At 67.8% G+C, this 17,986-nt stretch carries 20 protein-coding genes and 1 pseudogene; 11 read left to right on the forward strand and 10 right to left on the reverse strand.

Going from position 1 to position 17,986, the window contains the following annotated elements:
- The first annotated feature begins 77 nt into the window (after nucleotides 1-77).
- From E4N62_RS09675 to E4N62_RS09695, 5 genes are all read left to right on the forward strand, one after another.
- A complete protein-coding gene (locus E4N62_RS09675; protein ID WP_230213528.1) occupies nucleotides 78-1,166 on the forward strand; it encodes a hypothetical protein in 1,089 nt (362 codons plus the stop codon).
- The gene (locus tag E4N62_RS09680; protein ID WP_230213529.1) at nucleotides 1,163-4,174 is read left to right on the forward strand and encodes a hypothetical protein; all 3,012 of its coding nucleotides are present in this window, start codon (nucleotides 1,163-1,165) and stop codon (nucleotides 4,172-4,174) included. Before E4N62_RS09675 ends, E4N62_RS09680 begins: the two co-directional genes overlap by 4 nt.
- Nucleotides 4,141-4,611, forward strand: a complete 471-nt coding sequence (locus tag E4N62_RS09685) for a helix-turn-helix domain-containing protein (RefSeq protein ID WP_230211441.1) — start codon at nucleotides 4,141-4,143, stop codon at nucleotides 4,609-4,611. Before E4N62_RS09680 ends, E4N62_RS09685 begins: the two co-directional genes overlap by 34 nt.
- Nucleotides 4,500-5,282 carry an IS630 family transposase gene (locus E4N62_RS09690; protein ID WP_230213530.1) on the forward strand — a complete coding sequence of 261 codons (783 nt, stop codon included), beginning with the start codon at nucleotides 4,500-4,502 and terminating at the stop codon, nucleotides 5,280-5,282. The genes E4N62_RS09685 and E4N62_RS09690 overlap by 112 nt, the downstream gene beginning before the upstream one ends.
- A 121-nt stretch (nucleotides 5,283-5,403) precedes the next feature.
- Nucleotides 5,404-5,562, forward strand: coding sequence for a hypothetical protein (locus tag E4N62_RS09695; protein ID WP_230213531.1), 159 nt, complete (start codon nucleotides 5,404-5,406; stop codon nucleotides 5,560-5,562).
- 111 nt (nucleotides 5,563-5,673) lie between these two features.
- On the opposite strand, the gene E4N62_RS48625 is transcribed toward E4N62_RS09695, so the two are convergent.
- Nucleotides 5,674-6,678 carry a restriction endonuclease gene (locus E4N62_RS48625; RefSeq protein ID WP_230213532.1) on the reverse strand — a complete coding sequence of 335 codons (1,005 nt, stop codon included), beginning with the start codon at nucleotides 6,676-6,678 and terminating at the stop codon, nucleotides 5,674-5,676.
- Nucleotides 6,679-6,919: 241 nt separating this feature from the next.
- Between E4N62_RS48625 and E4N62_RS09705 the strand changes: the two genes are divergently transcribed.
- The gene (locus E4N62_RS09705; protein WP_230213533.1) at nucleotides 6,920-7,426 is read left to right on the forward strand and encodes a hypothetical protein; all 507 of its coding nucleotides are present in this window, start codon (nucleotides 6,920-6,922) and stop codon (nucleotides 7,424-7,426) included.
- Between the two features lie 32 nt (nucleotides 7,427-7,458).
- Complete coding sequence (locus tag E4N62_RS09710; RefSeq protein ID WP_230213534.1) at nucleotides 7,459-8,247, forward strand: transposase family protein; 789 nt, start codon at nucleotides 7,459-7,461, stop codon at nucleotides 8,245-8,247.
- A 91-nt stretch (nucleotides 8,248-8,338) separates the two neighbouring features.
- On the opposite strand, the gene E4N62_RS09715 is transcribed toward E4N62_RS09710, so the two are convergent.
- Entirely contained in the window at nucleotides 8,339-9,325 is a 987-nt protein-coding gene (locus E4N62_RS09715) for an NAD(P)-dependent alcohol dehydrogenase (protein ID WP_230213535.1), read from the reverse strand.
- An 84-nt stretch (nucleotides 9,326-9,409) separates the two neighbouring features.
- On the opposite strand from E4N62_RS09715, the gene E4N62_RS09720 reads away from it, so the two are divergent.
- Genes E4N62_RS09720 through E4N62_RS09730 form a run of 3 tightly spaced genes read left to right on the forward strand, consistent with a single transcriptional unit; the run spans nucleotide 9,410 to nucleotide 10,965 of the window.
- Complete coding sequence (locus tag E4N62_RS09720; protein ID WP_230213536.1) at nucleotides 9,410-10,327, forward strand: AraC family transcriptional regulator; 918 nt, start codon at nucleotides 9,410-9,412, stop codon at nucleotides 10,325-10,327.
- 15 nt (nucleotides 10,328-10,342) lie between these two features.
- Complete coding sequence (locus tag E4N62_RS09725) at nucleotides 10,343-10,558, forward strand: hypothetical protein (protein ID WP_230213537.1); 216 nt, start codon at nucleotides 10,343-10,345, stop codon at nucleotides 10,556-10,558.
- Nucleotides 10,559-10,617: 59 nt separating this feature from the next.
- A complete protein-coding gene (locus E4N62_RS09730; protein WP_230213538.1) occupies nucleotides 10,618-10,965 on the forward strand; it encodes a hypothetical protein in 348 nt (115 codons plus the stop codon).
- Between the two features lie 305 nt (nucleotides 10,966-11,270).
- On the opposite strand, the gene E4N62_RS09735 is transcribed toward E4N62_RS09730, so the two are convergent.
- From E4N62_RS09735 to E4N62_RS09765, 7 genes are all read right to left on the reverse strand, one after another.
- A complete protein-coding gene (locus E4N62_RS09735; RefSeq protein ID WP_230213539.1) occupies nucleotides 11,271-12,104 on the reverse strand; it encodes a transposase family protein in 834 nt (277 codons plus the stop codon).
- Between the two features lie 32 nt (nucleotides 12,105-12,136).
- Nucleotides 12,137-12,643, reverse strand: a complete 507-nt coding sequence (locus E4N62_RS09740; protein ID WP_230213533.1) for a hypothetical protein — start codon at nucleotides 12,641-12,643, stop codon at nucleotides 12,137-12,139.
- A gap of 269 nt (nucleotides 12,644-12,912) precedes the next feature.
- Nucleotides 12,913-13,224, reverse strand: coding sequence for a hypothetical protein (locus tag E4N62_RS09745; protein ID WP_230213540.1), 312 nt, complete (start codon nucleotides 13,222-13,224; stop codon nucleotides 12,913-12,915).
- A 122-nt stretch (nucleotides 13,225-13,346) separates the two neighbouring features.
- Nucleotides 13,347-13,643: a hypothetical protein gene (locus E4N62_RS09750; protein ID WP_230213541.1), complete on the reverse strand. Its 297-nt coding sequence runs from the start codon at nucleotides 13,641-13,643 to the stop codon at nucleotides 13,347-13,349.
- Between the two features lie 538 nt (nucleotides 13,644-14,181).
- Nucleotides 14,182-14,895: a ParA family protein gene (locus E4N62_RS09755; protein ID WP_230213542.1), complete on the reverse strand. Its 714-nt coding sequence runs from the start codon at nucleotides 14,893-14,895 to the stop codon at nucleotides 14,182-14,184.
- A 189-nt stretch (nucleotides 14,896-15,084) separates the two neighbouring features.
- Entirely contained in the window at nucleotides 15,085-15,615 is a 531-nt protein-coding gene (locus E4N62_RS09760) for a helix-turn-helix domain-containing protein (RefSeq protein WP_230213543.1), read from the reverse strand.
- A 38-nt stretch (nucleotides 15,616-15,653) separates the two neighbouring features.
- Entirely contained in the window at nucleotides 15,654-16,973 is a 1,320-nt protein-coding gene (locus E4N62_RS09765; protein WP_230213544.1) for a helix-turn-helix domain-containing protein, read from the reverse strand.
- Nucleotides 16,974-17,557: 584 nt separating this feature from the next.
- Here E4N62_RS09765 and E4N62_RS09770 point away from each other — a divergent pair.
- Nucleotides 17,558-17,695 (forward strand): annotated as a pseudogene (locus E4N62_RS09770) (ribonuclease domain-containing protein); the annotation flags it as partial.
- Between the two features lie 70 nt (nucleotides 17,696-17,765).
- Here E4N62_RS09770 and E4N62_RS09775 read toward each other — a convergent pair.
- Nucleotides 17,766-17,966, reverse strand: coding sequence for a hypothetical protein (locus E4N62_RS09775; protein WP_230213545.1), 201 nt, complete (start codon nucleotides 17,964-17,966; stop codon nucleotides 17,766-17,768).
- Nucleotides 17,967-17,986: the final 20 nt, after the last annotated feature.

Genomic DNA, 17,986 nt, shown 5'->3' on the forward strand with positions numbered 1-17,986 from the left:
TGCTCAAGGAAACCGCTGACGCCGCCCAACGAGCGGGCCGGACCGTGCTACAGCTCCGGGCCGCTGGGGAGACCAGGATGACGCTGCGGCTTGGATGGCCTGCGGGCAGCGCCCCGGACATCGAGCAACTGGGGGAGCAAGCTCCCGCCACGCTGCCCCGGATTCCCACCCTGGTCTGGGCCCTGTGTCTGAAGGCCGCATGGCCCGATCCCACTGTGCCGCACTACCCCGGGCAGCCCTTTTCCGCCCAGCTGATCGAGAACGCCGGCGTGCACCTGGGCGCGGATCGCAAGAGCGTCTCCACTGCTCTGGAGCGCGTACTGCCCGGGCACGGTCTCATCGTGGCGGTCGGCCCGTCGCTGCATCTGGGGCCCGCCGTGGCCACCCTGCCCGGTCCCACGATCGCCGCGCTCCGCAGAGGCCACCAACGGCTGCCTGACCCCCACCAGCAGCACACTGTGCACCCTTCACCCCCTTCCGTAGAGGCGCACGCTGACGATCCGGACACCGCTACCGCGCCGCACGAACTGACCCCGCCGGACGCGACTGCTCAACACAGCAGCGATCACATCACCCACAGCATCGTCACCGCCCTGGAGAGTGCGTGTGGCCCACTGCCCCCACGCAACCTGCCGGCGCTCACCGACCCGGACGTCCGTGCCCATGTCCAGACCGCCTTGGCCGACATTGGCCGCACACTCATCCGCACACCCCAGGGCACCTGGACCACCGGATACCCAGACCTGGTCGCCGAAGCACTCACCGCAGCCGGGATCGGCACGCTCAGCCCTGCCGAGCGAACCGTCCTCGCCCTGGTCCTCCTGCACACCGTGGCTCTGCCGCGAGCCCAAGGACGCCACACACACCCGCAATGGAACGCCACTCAGCATTCCGTCACCCTGCGAGAACTCGCCCGCAACCGGGCCCTGACCAAAACCACGATCCGCGAGGCCCTGCGCACCCTGACCGCGGCAGGGATGGTCGATACCGCAGGCCAGGGAAACTACGTCCCCGGCTCGTGCCTGCAGCGGCTGAGTGAAGCCAGCGTCGCCGCCTTGTGGGAGGACCTCATCCTCGCCGGCCGGCCCGATGGCCACCTCGCCAGCGCCATCGCGCGGCGTCGCCAAGCCGCCCGACCCGCCGTCCCGTCCCAGGAGCACCCGTGACCACCCCAACCGGCCTCGACAGTCATCTGTCCACCGGCATCATCGGCAGCCGGAAACTGGTCGCCGTCCAGACCTTCGCCATCGCCCGGCTCACCAGCGACCCGGTTGCACTGATTCCGGGCACCTTCATCGCCGTGACCGGTCGAGGCCCCAAGGACTCCAACGAATCAGGCAAGACCAGCTTCCTCGCCGCCGTGGCGTTGCTCCTGGGCGACCCTGAATGGCAGATCACCAGCAACGGCACAGCCAATACCGTCAACCTGCTCTTCGAACCCGTGATCGCCGGCGCCTCCACCCAGCTGGTCGATGCAGCGGACCGCGGCTATATCGCTGGCGTCTTCGCAGAATCCGACGGCAGCCGCCCGCACAGCGTCTGGCTGCAGATCAGCAACGACTCACCCCACGTCCAGGTACGCCACCACCCCGGTGTCCACCTGCTCACCGACGGTACAGACGACGAGCGTCACCGGGCAGCACCGGCCTTCTACCAACAACTCGGTGTCGAGGCACTGGGCTCCGGCGAATACGCCAACCAGCTCTACGGCCGATCGCCCAAGGTATTGGCCTACGTGGCGTCCCGCGGGCAGGTGCGCTCACGGCCCTCCCTGCTCAAGCTGGAAGCCGGCACCTACTCACCCGACCACATCGGTGATGCCCTGATCACCCTGTCCGGCCGCGCCAGCCTGCTCGAACACGACAAAGGACAACGCAAGGCACTGGAGGACAAGCGAGCCAAATACGCCAAGTCCCTTCAACGACACGACGAAGCACTCGCCAGGGAAGACACCATGCTTCGCGAAGCAGAGGCCCGAGACGAACTCCGCCGCAAGATCGGCAGCGCCGAAGCCGACCGCCACGCCGCCCTGGCCCGCACCCTGCTGGACGAGACCGCACGCCTGCGCAGCGCCGAGATCCTCCTGCCCCAGACTGCGGCCACCCACAAGACGACGACCGATCTTCTTGAACACCTGGAAGCCCAGAAGACCGCCGCCTCCAACCTCACAGAACTCGACCGCACCTGCAAAACAGCCGAACAGACCAAAGACCAATGCCTCACCGACTTGACCAACGCTCAGACCGAGGAACGCCACCTCGCAGAAGAACTCGCCAAGGCGCACAAGACGCTCGACGAGGCTCGGACCCTCAGCGCCACGCACGCCGGCGAAACCGCGGCCGCGCTTCAGGAACAGCTGACGCTACTCACCCAGCAGACGGCAGAAGCAGAGATCAACCGCGGCATCGCCCAACGTGACGCCCGCCATTACGCCGACCAACTCCGCAAAGCCGAGCAGGGACAAGCAGGTCTCGTCGGGGAGGTCCTGCATGCGCTGGCCGCAGAGGAGGACATCACCGGCGTAGGCCTGCTCGACCAGATCGACCTCGACGACCAGACCCGAGACATGTGGGAAGCCGCCCTTCACCCGTGGCGCGATGCCGTCTGCGTGGCACATGCCGATCTGCCCGCCGCTCTCAAAACACTGACCGCACTGCCTGGCGCAATCCTCATCACCGAGGACCCCAGTCGGACCGCAACCGCCACCTCACGCACTGGCCACAAGACCGCGTGGCCAGCCGGCATCCGCTCGGCGCCAGAACCGGCACGCCAGTTCCTGCACGCCCTCGCCGACCAGACCCAATGGACCGAACAGCCTCCGCACTCCAGCGTCGACGCCCTCGGCGTCCACATCGTCGGGTCCTTCCCCAACCCGACCGTCGGGCGGGCTGCCTTGTGCGCTCACCTGCGCGCCCGTCACGACGAGGCCCTGTTCGGCCAGCAGAAAGCGGAGAACCTCCTTGAGCATCTCGCACGTCGCATCACTCTCACAGAGGCTGAACTCAAGCGGGCCCAGGCTTTCGAAGCCCTACCGCAACTGCTGAAAGACCACCGCGAAGCCACCGACAGGCTTACCCGCAGGCGCAACACTCTTCCCCAGGTCGTAACACTTCTCGCAGACGCAGTGGACGCCTGGGCCATGGCCAAAGCCGCCCTCAGCGGCCGCAAGCAACGGATCGAAGAGCTGGAGCGGCGGATCCAGGAAACGAACGTCACGCTCCGAAACTGCGACGCCGAACTCCGCGAACAACAGGCGGTCATCGAAGGAGACGGCGCAAACACCGCGGCAGCCGATCTGGGGCTAGACCCGGAAGCTGCCCGTGCCTTGCTGAACTGGCCCGCGGACTGGCTACCCTCTCAGTACACGCGGCTTCTCACCGAAGCACCCATTCCACTCGCTGCACCCCATGGGGAACCGCCCCGGGAGCGGCGCTCCGCCGACCAACTCCACATGGCCGCCAACGCGACTGTCGACGGGTGCATGGTTGCCCTCTCCCTTCGGGCGAGCACCAGCGGATATCCCACTGTCGCCCTCGCTCGCGCCAGCCACACGGACGACACTGAGCCCGATGTGAAGGCAGATGCCGCGCTGCAGGCCCTGAGCGAGTGGCTCACCGACAACGAGGCCGCCGACGCTGACATCCACACCACCGTGGAGAAGGTGCGCACCGAGCGCCTTGAGGAGAACGCCTTCATCTCCCGATCGGTGGAGACCCTCGCCGAGGAACTCCGACACACTCAGGAAGTCATCACCCAACGCGTTGCCGGAGCCCTCGACAACATCACTGTGGCACTGGATCAACTGAACCGCGACGCTGGCCTTTTCGGCGCGGACCTGCACTATCAGATCGATCCGCCTACGGACACCGACCACAGCTGGCGCTGCTCCGTCACACCGCGATGGCGACGTAACCCCAACGGCCCGATGCTCGCTTATGACACCGTCACCAACACCGCCCAGGAAAAGCTTTTCTCCATCCACCTCGTTCTCGCCGCTCTTCTGGCAGCTCCTCACGCCCAAGGCCGAGTGCTCGTCCTGGACGAACTAGTAGTGCGTCGCTGCTTAGTTGTGGCGTGTCTGGTTGGGAGGCTGGTGTCTGGTGGGTTCCTCCTTCCCTTTTGCCGGACAGGACTGTCGTCATGGGTTCACAGAAGAAGCGGCCGGTCAGGTTGACACCGCAGGATCGTGAGGAGTTGGTCCGGGTGACCACCACGGGTGTTCGTGGGGCCTCGATGATCATGCGTGCGCGTGTACTGCTAGCACTGGACACCTCGGTGGGAGACGTGGATCCCAAGGCGGTGATCGCGGCCCGGCTCGGCGTCTCCGGTGAGACGTTACGGCTGGTCGCCAAGCGTTTCGCCGAGACCGGTGGCGATGTGCACGCCACGATCGCGCGGAAGAAGCGCGACCTCCCACCGGTGCCCTCGCCGGTGACCGGCGAGGTCGAAGCCCGGCTGATCGCGATGGCGTGCTCACAGCCACCCCAGGGCCATACCCGGTGGTCGCTGCGGCTGCTGGAGAAACATGTCGCGCTGGCCGAGGACATCCCCGATCTGGACCACTCCACCATCGGGCGGGTCTTAAAAAAACGGAACTGCGCCCTCACCTGAGAAAGTGCTGGACCATCCCACCCCGGGCGAACGCGGAGTTCGCGGCCCGGATGGAAGACGTGCTGGCCGTCTATGCCCGGCCCTACGACCCGGCACGTCCGGTGGTGTGCATGGACGAGAAGCCCTACCAGCTCCTCGGCGATGCCCGCGACCCACTCCCGGCCCGCCCTGGTCACGACGCCCGCCAGGACAGCGAGTACATCCGCTGCGGCACGTCCTCGATCTTCGTGTGGGTCGAACCCCTGCGCGGGTGGCGTCGCGTTCAGGCACTGTCCCGGCGGACCCGGATCGACTGGGCCGGCCAGGTCAAACAGTTACTGAGCGTGGACTACCCCGACGCCGAGACCGTGGTGCTGGTGATGGACAACCTCAACACCCACAACATCGCCTCGTTGTACGAGGCGTTCGAACCCGAAGAGGCATTCGCCCTGGCCCAACGCCTCGAGATCCACCACACGCCCAAGCACGGGTCATGGCTCAACATCGCCGAGATCGAACTCTCCGCACTGACCCGGCAATGCCTCGACCGCCGGATCAGCGACCTCGACACCCTCAACACCGAACTCTCAGCCTGGCAGAACGCCACCAACACCGACCAGCGTCAGGTGAACTGGCAGTTCACCACCCACGACGCACGCATCAAACTGCGCCACCTCTATCCCAAAAACTAGCCGCGACAGTCTACTAGGCGACTCCCTGGGCCAAGAACACCGCCGCGAAGTGCTGAGCGCGATCACCAAAGTCGCCACCGCCCACGGCATCACTGTCCTGGGCACGTGCCAAGACACACTGATGCGAGATGTAGCCCCCGTGTGCGGGCAAATCCTCTACTTCCAGTACCCGTCAAAGTCCGAGTACCTCAACCGGCCCACCCGCATGTTCGGGTACGACCCTCAAGTCGGCCGAGTGGAGCTCACCGCCGAACAACTGACCCGGCGACTGACCCGCTGAGACCGACCCGGCAGCAACACAACACTGCTGCCGTGCACAGCGAAGACCGTTCCGCCCTGCGTGGAACCAAGTCGGGCGCGCGGTCGTGCGACCCGCGCCAGAGCAACGTGATCAGGCTGATGCCTCAAGGGCGCTTCCCCGAGAGAGGCCCACGACGTCGTACAGGGAGTCGCCCCATGTAGCCCAGCGCTCCAGTTCCGTTGCACCGATCAAGTGGATCGCGTGATCATTGGCGAAGTCGCGCGCAGGTTCGGAGAAAGTGCCGTTGGTGACCATCAGAGCGATGTCGGCCTTGTGCTCAAGGCGAGCGGTTCCATTGAATGTTTGCACGTTCGTACTGGTCACAGTCTGCTTGGCAGCCCTGCTGGTCTGCTTGCACTGCACCACCACGCGTCGGCCGTCTGGCGTCTGAGAGATGACGTCCGCACCCCGGTCCCCGGTACCGCCATGCTGCCGGATCACCTTCATTCCGTCGCGCTGAGTGAGCCACGCGACGAGAACCTCGAAGTCCTTGCCATCGAACTCCCGGATGCGCCGGAGAGTGTAACTCTTCTGGCTCTGGGCGAAGATGTTCCTCCGGTCGTCGACGACTGCGAGACGTTCGATCTCTGCGAGTGCCCGGTCATTCATTGCCGCGAAGCGTTCTGTGCTGGGGGCGATCTTGTCCCACTGTTCGGCGATGGTGTTCAGCGGAGAGTCGACACGGCCGGGAGCGTAGCGCGTGGACAAGTCCTCTTCTGGCAGCGTACTGAGTTTCTCGAAGGCCAGGCCCGCTTGCCGCAAGGAGCCATCGATGAGGTCGAGTTCATCGCTCACCTTCATGATGAATGCATCGAAGAGCGAGTCAAGTTCGGCCCGAGTAAAGTCCCAGGTGCGCCCACGAAAGTGTGAGCTGTTCTTGAGGCTGTTGAGTTTTTCGAGATTCTTGCGGAGAGCATCTCTCTGCCTTCGCAGCGCGGTGCAGGCTTCGCGGCCGATCGAAACTTCCTGCACCCACAGGTACGCAGCGAGCAGGTCGGCGTCGTCGGCTTTACCCAACGCGTCGCCGATCCTGCTGCGTACGTCGCGGTCGGGGTAGCGGGGAGGGACGACGCGAGCGGTACGGTCAATGATCACCGGGGGAGCGTATACGCGGGCACTGACACCCCAAGGCGCCCTCCCGACCCACTGAGCGTTGTTCAACCTGAATTCGCTGGTCATGGGGCTGGCGTGGGCGGGGGCTGAGGTGCTTGTGCCAGTCGGGGGCGTGATCGGTAGCAGGTGATCATCCGACGCATCGCCGGTTCGCCGGAATCGCGATGCCGGGTTGGGAGTGCCTCGTAGGCTCCGAGGAGAGCCGGGTGGGAAGGGGCTGCTGGTGGCGGACGTACTGGTCTGGGTGATGCAGCGAAGGGTGGTGCTGGCCGATCGCGCCGAAAGGCTGCGCAAGGAACTCGCCGAGATCGATGCCGAGGTGGCCCGGCTGGAAGCCGCCGAGGTGGTGATCGGGCAGTTCATCGAGGCCGAGCGGAGCGGGCAGGCCGACGGCCCGGCCGCGGCTGAGGAGTTGGAGCGAGTGACGACTCCGGGTGCGGGCGGGATGCTGCTGGTCCCGCACCGAGAGCCGGGCACGGACGAATGTGCGCTGCCCGCCGACTACCAGGCGATCATGAAGATCGTGGCCGCAGTCTCGGAGCCGGTCCCGGCCAAGGACGTCAGCGTCCACCTCGGCAGGGGCACCCAGCCCGGGCAGGCAGGTCGAACCGGTACGCGACAAGCTCAGGCGCCTGGCCGACCGGGGCTGGCTGCACCGCACCCCCGCCGGCCGCTTCACCGCCCTGCCGCAGCCGCCGGTCTGACCGGACCCGGCCGGATTCGGGCGTAACACGTAGGACCCCGGCGGGAGTTGGGGATTCCATGCGAAAGAACACCAGTCCCGCCGAGGGCACTGAGGGGCTTGTCTACCAGTGCCGCCTGCCGCTGTCGAGCTCCACCCTGGACCTGGTCGCCGGCCTGGTCCGCAGCCACCTGAAGAAGATCCGCTCCCGCTGGCGCAAGCTCCCACCCGGCCGGATCGCCCTGATCGTCCTGGCCGTCCTCCGCCACGACCAGCGGCTTTCCGACATCGCGGGCGGCAACGACGTCTCCGCCTCCACCGTGCGCCGCTGGCTACTGGAAGTGATCGGGTTGCTGTCGGCCCGTGCCCAGCGCCTGGACCGTGCCCTGAAGAAAATCGCCCGGAAGGGTGGCGTCGTCGTCCTGCTCGACGGCACTCTCGTCCGTACTCGCCGACGCACCGGGGACGAGAACCGGCCGAACTATTCGGGCAAGCACAAGGCCCACGGCCCGCTGTTCCTCGCCCTGACCGACGAGACGGGCAACCTGGTCTGGATCTCGGCGGCAAAGCCTGGGCGCTCCAGCGAGATCACCACCGCCCGCCACAACAGGATCACTACCCGCCTGCGGGAGGCTGGTCTGGGCGCTCTGGCCGATCTCGGCTTCGTCCCGGGACGCTCACCCCTACTTCGCGACGACTCCGGCGAACCAGGCGATCTTCGATCTTGCAAGGGCCCCTGGGGCATGAGGGTGCGCCGGCTCTCGACCTGTACCGCCAGATCGGCGGCAACACCATCATCGACGGCACCGTGGCCGATCTTGACGGCGCCCACGTCGACCATGCCCGCGACGCCTTCCTGCAGTCGCTGACCGTCTTCGAGCGCCAAAGCCCGGCACACCGAGGCGACGTTCGCCGGGAACCGGCCATCCTGACCGACAGCCGGTTCCCGACCCAGCGCCGTTAGTGGCTGATCACGACCTTGCCGAAACGTGAGCCGTGCGCGAAGTGCTCGAATGCCTGTAGGGCCTCGGAGAAGGGGAAGACCCGATCGATCACGGGGCGGACGCGGTGCTGGGCTATGACGCGGTTCATCTCCTCCAGGTCGCTACGGCTTCCGACGCCGAGCGCGCGGAGTGTGGCGAAGCGGAGGGAGAGAGACATCAGGTCCATGCCCTGCCCGGCGCCGCCGAGGTGGCCGACCAGGGAGATGGTGCCGTGCAGGGCGAGGGCCTCCACGGACTGCGGGATGGTGGCGGCACCGCCGACTTCGACGACGATGTCGACGCCACGGTCGTCGGTGAGCTTGCGGACGACGGAGCCCCAGTCAGGGCTCTCGGCGTAGTTGACGACGTCGGAGGCGCCGAGTTCGCGCAGGCGCTCGGCCTTGGCCTCGCTGGAGGTGGTGGCGATGACTCGAGCGCCGGCCGTGCGGGCGAACTGCAACGCGAACAGCGACACGCCGCCGCTGCCTTGCACCAGCACGGTGTCGCCAGGCCCGACGCCGGCCACGGCGGACCAACCGGTCAGGGCCGCGCACGGCAGCGTCGCGGCCTCCTCGAAGCTGAGATGCTCGGGCATCGAGACCAGGACGTTCTCGTCGACGACGGCGTAGTCGGTGAGCCAACCGTCGATGTCGGTGCCGTACATCTGGCCCAACTTTCGCACCGGGCCGCCATACCATGTCGGGTTGAACGAGTTGACCACGCGGTCGCCGACCCGGAACCGGGTGGTGTCCGGCCCAACGGCCTCGATCACACCGGCGGCGTCGGAGAGCTGGATCAGGTTCGGCAGTGGCGGGAACGGATAGAGGCCGTTGGCGATCATCATGTCGCGGCCGTTCAGGGAGGTGGCCTTGACGCGGATCAGGACTTGGCCACGTCCGGGCGTGGGCATGGGGCCCTCTACCAGTTCGAGGACGCGGTCGGCGTTCAATCGGTATGACTGCATGATCTTGACGTTAGGATGCCCGGGCTGGACGACCAGTATCCTGGAGTCCAAAGTTTGCAACCGATCGTCCAGGGCCGAGGAGTCATGGATCTTGTCGACAGCGTGCTCACCACGATGAGCATGAGGCCCTCCCAGTACGCCCGGCTCGACGCCGGCGCACCGTGGGGCATCTCCGTGCGGTCGCGCGACTCCGCCCGGCTGGTGCTGGTCGCGGAGGGCTCCTGCTGGCTCGGCACGAAGTCGCTCGACGAACCGCAACTGCTCGTCGCCGGCGACTGCTGCCTGGTTCAGAGCAACGTCGAGTTCACGCTCCAGGACGCGCCTGGCCGCGCCCTCGTGGACTGCGAGTCGCTGTCCGAGGGCCACGTCACCGAGCACAGCGGCGATGGTGAGCGGACGGTGATCCTCTCCGGCCGGTTCTCCTTCGACACCGCCGCCGCGGAACCGCTCTTCGACGCTTTGCCGCCGTTGCTGCGCATCGATCTCGGCAACGCCGCCGGCCGGTCGCTTCGTGCCACCTTCGACCTGCTCGACGCCGAGGCGTCCGAGGGCGGCGTCGGCTCCGCGCTGATCGCCAGCCGGCTTGCCGATGTGCTTTTCGTGCAGGCGATGCGAGCCTGCTGCGCCTCCATCGGCAGCGGCGGCGTCAGCTGGCTCGCCGCGCTCCGCGACCCTCAGCTCTCCGCCGCCATGAACGCCATGCACGGCGACCTCACGCAGGCGTGGACCGTCGCCGAACTCGCCCGTACCGCCGGGATGTCCCGCTCCGCCTTCGCCGCCGCATTCCACGCCAAGGCCGGAGAGACGCCGCTGAGCTACCTCACCTCGTGGCGGCTCTACCGGGCCAAGACCCTGCTTCGCGACACCCCGTTGAGCGTGCAGGAGATCGCCGTGCGGGTCGGCTACGAGACCGGCACCGCCCTCAGCCGCGCCTTCACCCGCCGTGAAGGCGTCTCCCCGGGCACCTGGCGCAAAGATCGACGGCGCCCGCAGGCCGCTTGATCCAGGATCGGCCGTATGGCAGACGAAGGCTCCACCCATCCCCTGCCCGCCGCCTTCTACGACGTGCACGAGGGCGACCGGTTCGACCTCGACCCGTACATCGCCGTCGCCGCCGGACTGAACGCCCGGACCGTAGTGGCCATCGGTTGCGACATCGGGGTTGGCCCCGAAGCTCGCCGACCTCGGCCTGTCCGTCGTCGGCCTCGACCCGATCAGGTTCCCTCGACGTAGCCCAGGGCCAAGCCCGGCTCCGACCGTGTCTACTCATCACGCGACTGCACCGTGACCAGGTGACCGAGCCCATCACGCTCGCCGTCGCCCACATGAAGACGATGCCATGGGCGATCTATCGCGTGCGCCGGCTCTACTACGCGCCGGCCAACGCGATCCGGTCCGTGGAAGGCATCCTGCTCGGTGGACACCGCACTGTCCACACCGCGCTGACCGAAGTCAGCCGGCTCGTCGACATCGCGGTGACGAAGAGCGAGGAGATCGCCGGAGCGCCGGTCCGCGACGGTGATCAAGATACCCACCGCCGGCTGTGGCTCCGCAGAGGCTGCGACGGGATCTATCCGACTATTGGCAGGGGCCGATATTCAGGAATCGGAAGTAGGGCAGGTGGAACAGGCCCCCTTTGAGGATCTTGGCGGCCCTTGCCGATCAACGCTCATCGATGACGTTCCAGCAGGCAAGAGGCGGTGAGTGGTGTCGACCCTATGCAGGCTTGTCGATCTGTTCCTGTCCTTGTGGCCTCTCTATTGCCCCTGACGCTCCTTGAAAGCCCGCCCCATACAGCATACCGGACGTCGCTCCAGCTCAGCGGGCGCGGTTGAACCATGGTGCAGCGCATTCTCAATGAACTCGTTTCAACCTGAAGTTGCAGGTCCTGGGGCTGGCGTGGGTCGCGGTTGGGATGCTCGTGCCGGTCGGGGGTGATCGTCCGTCAGCGGTGGACCTCAGCGTTCGTTAGCACGAGGAGCGCCCGCAGCAGCGTGGTCGCGTGTCGGGCGTTCATGCGGACCTTGGTGAGAATCCGCCAGTTCTTCAGGTCGGCGAAGCCGTGCTCGTTCGCCGCTCGCTCGCGGCTGACCAGCCGGTTCGCCTCTTTCTGGGCGTCGGTGAGTGGATGGCCGCGGGTTGCCCGTCGGCCGGTGACGATGACCGGGTCGTCGGGGGCGTCGTCCAAGCCGACGAAGCCGAGATCGGCCAGAGCGCCCAGACCAGCCTCCCGCAGGCGGGTAGTGATCCTGTTGTGGCGGGCGGTGGTGATCTCGCTGGAGCGCCCAGGCTTTGCCGCCGAGATCCAGACCAGGTTGCCCGTCTCGTCGGTCAGGGCGAGGAACAGCGGGCCGTGGGCCTTGTGCTTGCCCGAATAGTTCGGCCGGTTCTCGTCCCCGGTGCGTCGGCGAGTACGGACGAGAGTGCCGTCGAGCAGGACGACGACGCCACCCTTCCGGGCGATTTTCTTCAGGGCACGGTCCAGGCGCTGGGCACGGGCCGACAGCAACCCGATCACTTCCAGTAGCCAGCGGCGCACGGTGGAGGCGGAGACGTCGTTGCCGCCCGCGATGTCGGAAAGCCGCTGGTCGTGGCGGAGGACGGCCAGGACGATCAGGGCGATCCGGCCGGGTGGGAGCTTGCGCCAGCGGGAGCGGATCTTCTTCAGGTGGCTGCGGACCAGGCCGGCGACCAGGTCCAGGGTGGAGCTCGACAGCGGCAGGCGGCACTGGTAGACAAGCCCCTCAGTGCCCTCGGCGGGACTGGTGTTCTTTCGCATGGAATCCCCAACTCCCGCCGGGGTCCTACGTGTTACGCCCGAATCCGGCCGGGTCCGGTCAGACCGGCGGCTGCGGCAGGGCGGTGAAGCGGCCGGCGGGGGTGCGGTGCAGCCAGCCCCGGTCGGCCAGGCGCCTGAGCTTGTCGCGTACCGGTTCGACCTGCCTGCCCGGGCTGGGTGCCCCTGCCGAGGTGGACGCTGACGTCCTTGGCCGGGACCGGCTCCGAGACTGCGGCCACGATCTTCATGATCGCCTGGTAGTCGGCGGGCAGCGCACATTCGTCCGTGCCCGGCTCTCGGTGCGGGACCAGCAGCATCCCGCCCGCACCCGGAGTCGTCACTCGCTCCAACTCCTCAGCCGCGGCCGGGCCGTCGGCCTGCCCGCTCCGCTCGGCCTCGATGAACTGCCCGATCACCACCTCGGCGGCTTCCAGCCGGGCCACCTCGGCATCGATCTCGGCGAGTTCCTTGCGCAGCCTTTCGGCGCGATCGGCCAGCACCACCCTTCGCTGCATCACCCAGACCAGTACGTCCGCCACCAGCAGCCCCTTCCCACCCGGCTCTCCTCGGAGCCTACGAGGCACTCCCAACCCGGCATCGCGATTCCGGCGAACCGGCGATGCGTCGGATGATCACCTGCTACCGATCACGCCCCCGACTGGCACAAGCACCTCAGCCCCCGCCCACGCCAGCCCCATGACCAGCGAATTCAGGTTGAACAACGCTCACTGTTGATACGTGAAGAGGATCCCCGGTATGGGACTGCAGTAGAGGCAAGTCCTCCCTTTGTCGTTCGTCGGCGTGCCGATCATGTTGCGGTCGTGTTGGTGGGCGGGCGGCTCGGCGGGTAGCCCCTTGCGCGGAGCCAGGTGTCGAGGGCGAGAGCGACGATGTCTCCATGCGGTACGCCCGTGTCGGCGTTGTAACGGCGGATCCGGCGCTGGAGTTGGAGGACTTCGGGGACGGCGTGGTTGAGCTGTCCGCGTTTGGTGTGCCGGTTTCTGATGACGTCCAAAGTGTCCGGATGCGGCATGAGAACGTCATCGGTCGGCTGGAACTCGGCGTCGAGCGCATCGGCGATTTCGCGTAGTCGGCGGGAGTAGGGGGACTGATCAGGCACGCGAGCTGCTCCGGTCGGTCTGACTAGGCTGATAGCTATCCGCCTATTGGGTTATTGGAATAGTCGCCACGGGGCGACCGCCCCCTTGAGTGAGGGTGGCCGCCCTGTGCCCTGCGGTCGGGTCAGAACCCGCGGGTGGTGAGCCACTCGTCCAGTGCCACCGAGACGATGTCGCCGATGGGCAGGTGATCGAGTTCGTTGTCCAGCGCGAAGCGCTTGAGTCGCTTTTTCAGCTTCAGCGCCGCGGGCACCGACGAGTCGAGACTCTCGCGCGCGATGATGCGCTGGTTGAGAACAACGGCGGCCTCAGGAATGTCCTTGGGACGGCCGGATCCCTGAGCCCACGCTGTCCCTTCGCTGGGCGCTTCCTGCGATTGCGCATCCTGTTCCTGGTGAGCCCGTGAAACATCGGTCCTCACCGGGAACCCATTGCCGCCTGCCGTCGGAGGAGCCGCAGGGCGAAGCGCCACCTCGGCGGCCGGGACTGCGCCAGGAGCCGCGGACGGGCCATGCTGCGGAACGGGCTCGGTCGGCTGCGTGGGCTGGACCGCATGTGCTGCGGGCTCGGGAGCCGGGAGCACATGCGGCACGTGCGTCTCCATTGGCTCCCCAGCGGATTCCATCCTCGCCTCCGGGGCGGCGACGCCCAGCTGACTGGCGTCTGGCTCCGGCACGGGGCCGCTCCGCGTGACCTCAACAGTCGGCTGGGTGGAGGGCTCCGCCGCTTCGGGCGCCGCATCGGTCCGGCCTCGCGCCGATGCCTCGGCGGGAGCGGCGGAAGGAGCGGGCTGCACCTGCGCCTCGCCCGCAGTGGGACGGCCTTCGCCCTGGGCGGCGGCCTGTTCGGCAGCGTACTGCTCGGGGTGAGCTCGGCGGCCGGGGGAGGCGGCGGGGCCGACTTCTTGGCCCCGCCCAGGGTGCGTCCCGTGCGGCGGGCCGGGGGCTTCATGCGCTCGCTCATGCCGTGAGCTCCTTCATCAGTTCGGCGTACTCGCTCAGCTCGGTCGGGATCTCGCCGAAGGCCTCCATGTAGTGCACCCAGGAGTGGATGACGGTCTCGGCGAGCGGGAACGGCTCGTCGCGGTCCGGGCCGATGCCCTCACCCTTCTCGGGCTCCAGCAGCTTGTCCTTCGCGTTGCGGGGCAGGCTGGTGCGGTCGTCGGCCTTGACGAGGACTACGTGGGCGGTGACGTCGCGCTCGTTGCGGGCGGCGGCGCGCTCGGCCTCGTCGAAGGTGGCCACGAGCTTGCGGCGCTCGATCTTGGTGGGGGCGACCGGCACGAGCAGCAGGTTCGCCTCGGTAACGGCCTCGTGGAACAGCTTCGCGCTGCCGCCGCCGGCGTCGACCACGATCGCGCCGAACTCGGCACGCTTCTCACGGATGTACTCGGCGATGTCATCGAACGGGTACCGCTCGACCACCAGGTTCTCCGGGATCTCGAAACCCTCGGCCTTGGCGACCTTGAACCAGTCATAGGCGGACTGGCTGGTCGCGTCCGCGTCCAGCAGCAGCGTCGGCAGCCCCAGGACGACGGCGTAGTAGAGCGCGATGAACCAGGCCGAGGTGGTCTTGCCGGTGCCGCCCTTGAGCATGCCGACGACGATGACGAAGGCGTCCCAGGCGCGGGCTGTGGCCGCTGCCAGGGTCTTGTGACGGGTGTTCTCGTTCACGTGTGCTTGATCTCCTGAAACTGGAAAGGATGCGTTGACTTCTGCGGGTCGGCGAGTGGGCCGACTTTCGGTGGCGGCTGCTTGCCGATGACGGAGGAGCCTGTGCTGCAGCGCTGCGTCCGGGATAGCGCACGGTCGACTTTCTGATCTGTCGGGCAAGGCGGGGGACACCCGACAGGGCGGGGGCGCTCATGACCGCTTTCTCGGTTCACGGGCTGGGCTGTGTCTGTGCCGGGGCCGCATGTGGGTGCCTGCTTGGTGCAGGAGCCGGTAGACGGTGGCGACCGAGTAGTTGCACTCCTGGGCGAGGTCCGGGACCGTGGCGCCGGCCTCGTACCGCGCCCGCAGGGACACCGCGAGCTTCCGCCGCTCAGCGGCCCGCGCTGCGGCGCGCATCCGCAGCGTCTGCTGCGTGGTGCGCACGGTGCCGCCGGCCTCGATCAACAGGAGCCGGGCAGCACGCCTCGTCCCTCCCGCCGCCGCGGCGAGCTCGGTGAGGGTGGCGCCGTGCTCCTCGTACAGTGTGCGGAGATGTGCTGCGAGTCGTTGGCGCGCTTGGGGGTCCTCGCGCATTCGGCGGGTCTGCCACGACGTGCGCATCACGGTCCCGGCCTCGTGCAGCCGGTTGAGGACCGTGCCGTAGGACAGGCCACTGGCGGCGACGAGTTCGTCGACCGTGGCACCGGACTCGTACTGTTTGCGCAGGACATTGGGCGTCATCGCCTCGCTGGTATCGGATGTGACTGGGGGCTCTGGGTTCATGCGGCGGACTCCCATTCGCTGAGGGCTTCGGCATGGGCGGCGGCCAGCTCGTCGTAACTGCGCTGGTCCGATGGGGTGATGAGGATCAGCCGGCCGTCGGTGGCCACGCGCCATTCGGCGTCAGGGCGGCCCGTGACCGGGTCGAGGACGCGCCCGCCCGGGGCGTGCCACGCAGAGGGAATCTCGTCGGGACGAGGTGCCGGGATCAGTACCTGACGGCCGTCGCGGACGATCACCATGGCCTTGCGGCGGTGCTCCGACAGCCGCTCCAACACATCCCGGTACGCCGCGCGCTCGACCGCGTGCAGCGCCTTGCGCCGGGCCGCGACGCCCGCGGTGGCGCACTGCCGGGCGACCGCGTCCCAGCCCTGTGCCGGGTACGCGGTCGGGCCAGGAACCGCATCCGGCAGGCTGGTACCGAAGCCCTCCAGCGCGCGAGGCGCGAGGCTCCAGGTCTCACCGCTGTGGTGCACCAGGCCGTGGTCAGCCAGGCGGCGCAGGGTCCGGTAGGCGGTGGCCCGGGACACCGATGCCGAGCCGACAAGCTCACCGACCGTCTGGGCCGGCCGGGCGTGCAGCGCGCCGATGATCATGAGCGCGGAGCTGCCGAGGCCGTGGTGGGCGAAGGCGTCGTGGCCCATCAGCCGGCCGACGACGGTGGAATCGATGTCGGCGGCCGACCCTGTCTCAGGGGTGGGCCACTCCTCAAGTGACGAGTCGGGGGGGTACTGAGTGGTCCGGAAACGAGACAGCGAAGCGGGGGCGTTGCCGTCGGCGAGGTACCAGGTGGAGCCCTCCCGGCCGTGGCCGACCCGCAGGCGGCGCAGCCAACCTTGCGGTTTGAGGACCGTCTCGTAGACGGCCCGCAGGGTCGTACGGGAGACGCCTGCTTCCTCGGCGGTCTGCCGCTCACTGGCGTGATGCAGGGGGCCGCCCGCGATCTCGGCGAAGTTCAGATGCGCCCGCAGCACCCGCAGCGCGGTCCGGCCCCGCTCCCCGCGCCAGGGCGTCGTCTCGATCCGGTCCCGCAGCGCGGCAAGAACCTCGTACGCATGCTGGCGCGACTCCAGCACCCGCGTGCTGGTCACCACCGCCGAGGCGCTGGCCCACACCCGGCGGATGTAGTCCAGGGCTCGCGCCTGCCCGGAGCGCAATGCGATGTGCCGGGCGTGCCGACCGCCTTCGTGGTCGGAGTGGAGCAGCAGCTGGGTCAGTTGGTCGGCGGTTCCGCCGGCGCGGGCGACGTGGCAGGCGATGGCCGCGGTGATCCGGTGCCCGTGCTCGGCTGCACCCTGCCGGTCTTCGCGCAGGACCACGCTCCTACCGTCGGAGCCGAGCCTGCTGTAACTGCCCGCCGCGTAGCGGCCGGTGAGGTCTCCGACCAGGACAAGGTCAGCCGCGGCCGGAGGCAGCCGGTGAAGCCCCAGTCGCTCGCGCGGGTGAAATGTCCGTCGGGATGGGTCTGCCTGGTGGGTGTGGTGTGGCACTGTGGGGTCGTCTCGCAAGGACGTGGACGCCACCCAGGCCCGCTAAAACCACGGGCGGTGTCCGGAACCGACCTCCAATATCGGTGCCAAGCGAAGCCTCCAGGATGGCCGTCCTGGAGGCCTTCGTATGCCTGGCTCCTCAGCGGAGGCAGGCGTCCCCATCGCGGCTCGACCGAGATCGACTCGGAGTGCCGCCAGAGGAGTCCTGACCCGTTCGACACCGCTCCGACCTCGGCCGATTCGGGGCCAAACAGAGGGCGATTGCCTCTGACTGGCTCCGAGCAGCTCGGGTCGAACCCGGGTCGAATCAGAGCGGTTTCCTCTGACTGCCTCCGATCGCCTCTGCAACCCGACCTAGCAGGTCACAACCGATCCGGCCCGCGAAAGCGCAGGTCAGAAAGGTGCTCCAGGAATACCACGAGTACACGGTGAAGACCCCCGGCTCCTCCACCCGCGGCGCCCGCCGCATCGTCACCGGTCAGGCCCACGAGGAGGACTACTGCACCGCCGACCACTACGCGTCCTTCGACCTGGTCGACCACGACCGCTGACCAGGCCGGCCCGCACCCCGCGCGACCGTCCGTCCTTCCCCCACCGGACGGACGGTCGCGCGGCCACCGGTCAACGGGACCTCCGGCTCTCCGCCGCCGCGAACAGGGCGACCGCCAGGACGATCAGCGCGACGCTCACATAGATCTCGTAGCCGTCCAGGGCGCTCCACTGTGTCACCCCCCACTTCAGCTTGCCGGTGAGTTCGTACACCAGACCGCCGGTGCCCTGCAGCAGGGCGATGAACCCGAGAAACTCCAACAGCTGCTTCATGTCCAGGATCCTCGCCCCGC

It is taken from the genome of Streptomyces sp. MNU76, assembly GCF_020982545.1.
Classification (GTDB): domain Bacteria; phylum Actinomycetota; class Actinomycetes; order Streptomycetales; family Streptomycetaceae; genus Streptomyces.

Excerpts from the sequence above, each read along its gene's own strand:
- E4N62_RS09710 (WP_230213534.1), top strand. The coding sequence starts at position 7,459 with ATGCGAAAGAACACCAGTCCCGCCGAGGGCACTGAGGGGCTTGTCTAC.
- E4N62_RS09760 (WP_230213543.1), bottom strand. The coding sequence starts at position 15,615 with ATGACGCCCAATGTCCTGCGCAAACAGTACGAGTCCGGTGCCACGGTC.
- E4N62_RS09685 (WP_230211441.1), top strand. The coding sequence starts at position 4,141 with ATGGGTTCACAGAAGAAGCGGCCGGTCAGGTTGACACCGCAGGATCGT.
- E4N62_RS09675 (WP_230213528.1), top strand. The coding sequence starts at position 78 with ATGACGCTGCGGCTTGGATGGCCTGCGGGCAGCGCCCCGGACATCGAG.
- E4N62_RS09715 (WP_230213535.1), bottom strand. The coding sequence starts at position 9,325 with ATGCAGTCATACCGATTGAACGCCGACCGCGTCCTCGAACTGGTAGAG.
- E4N62_RS09725 (WP_230213537.1), top strand. The coding sequence starts at position 10,343 with ATGGCAGACGAAGGCTCCACCCATCCCCTGCCCGCCGCCTTCTACGAC.
- E4N62_RS09720 (WP_230213536.1), top strand. The coding sequence starts at position 9,410 with ATGGATCTTGTCGACAGCGTGCTCACCACGATGAGCATGAGGCCCTCC.
- E4N62_RS09695 (WP_230213531.1), top strand. The coding sequence starts at position 5,404 with ATGCGAGATGTAGCCCCCGTGTGCGGGCAAATCCTCTACTTCCAGTAC.
- E4N62_RS09775 (WP_230213545.1), bottom strand. The coding sequence starts at position 17,966 with ATGAAGCAGCTGTTGGAGTTTCTCGGGTTCATCGCCCTGCTGCAGGGC.
- E4N62_RS09735 (WP_230213539.1), bottom strand. The coding sequence starts at position 12,104 with ATGCGAAAGAACACCAGTCCCGCCGAGGGCACTGAGGGGCTTGTCTAC.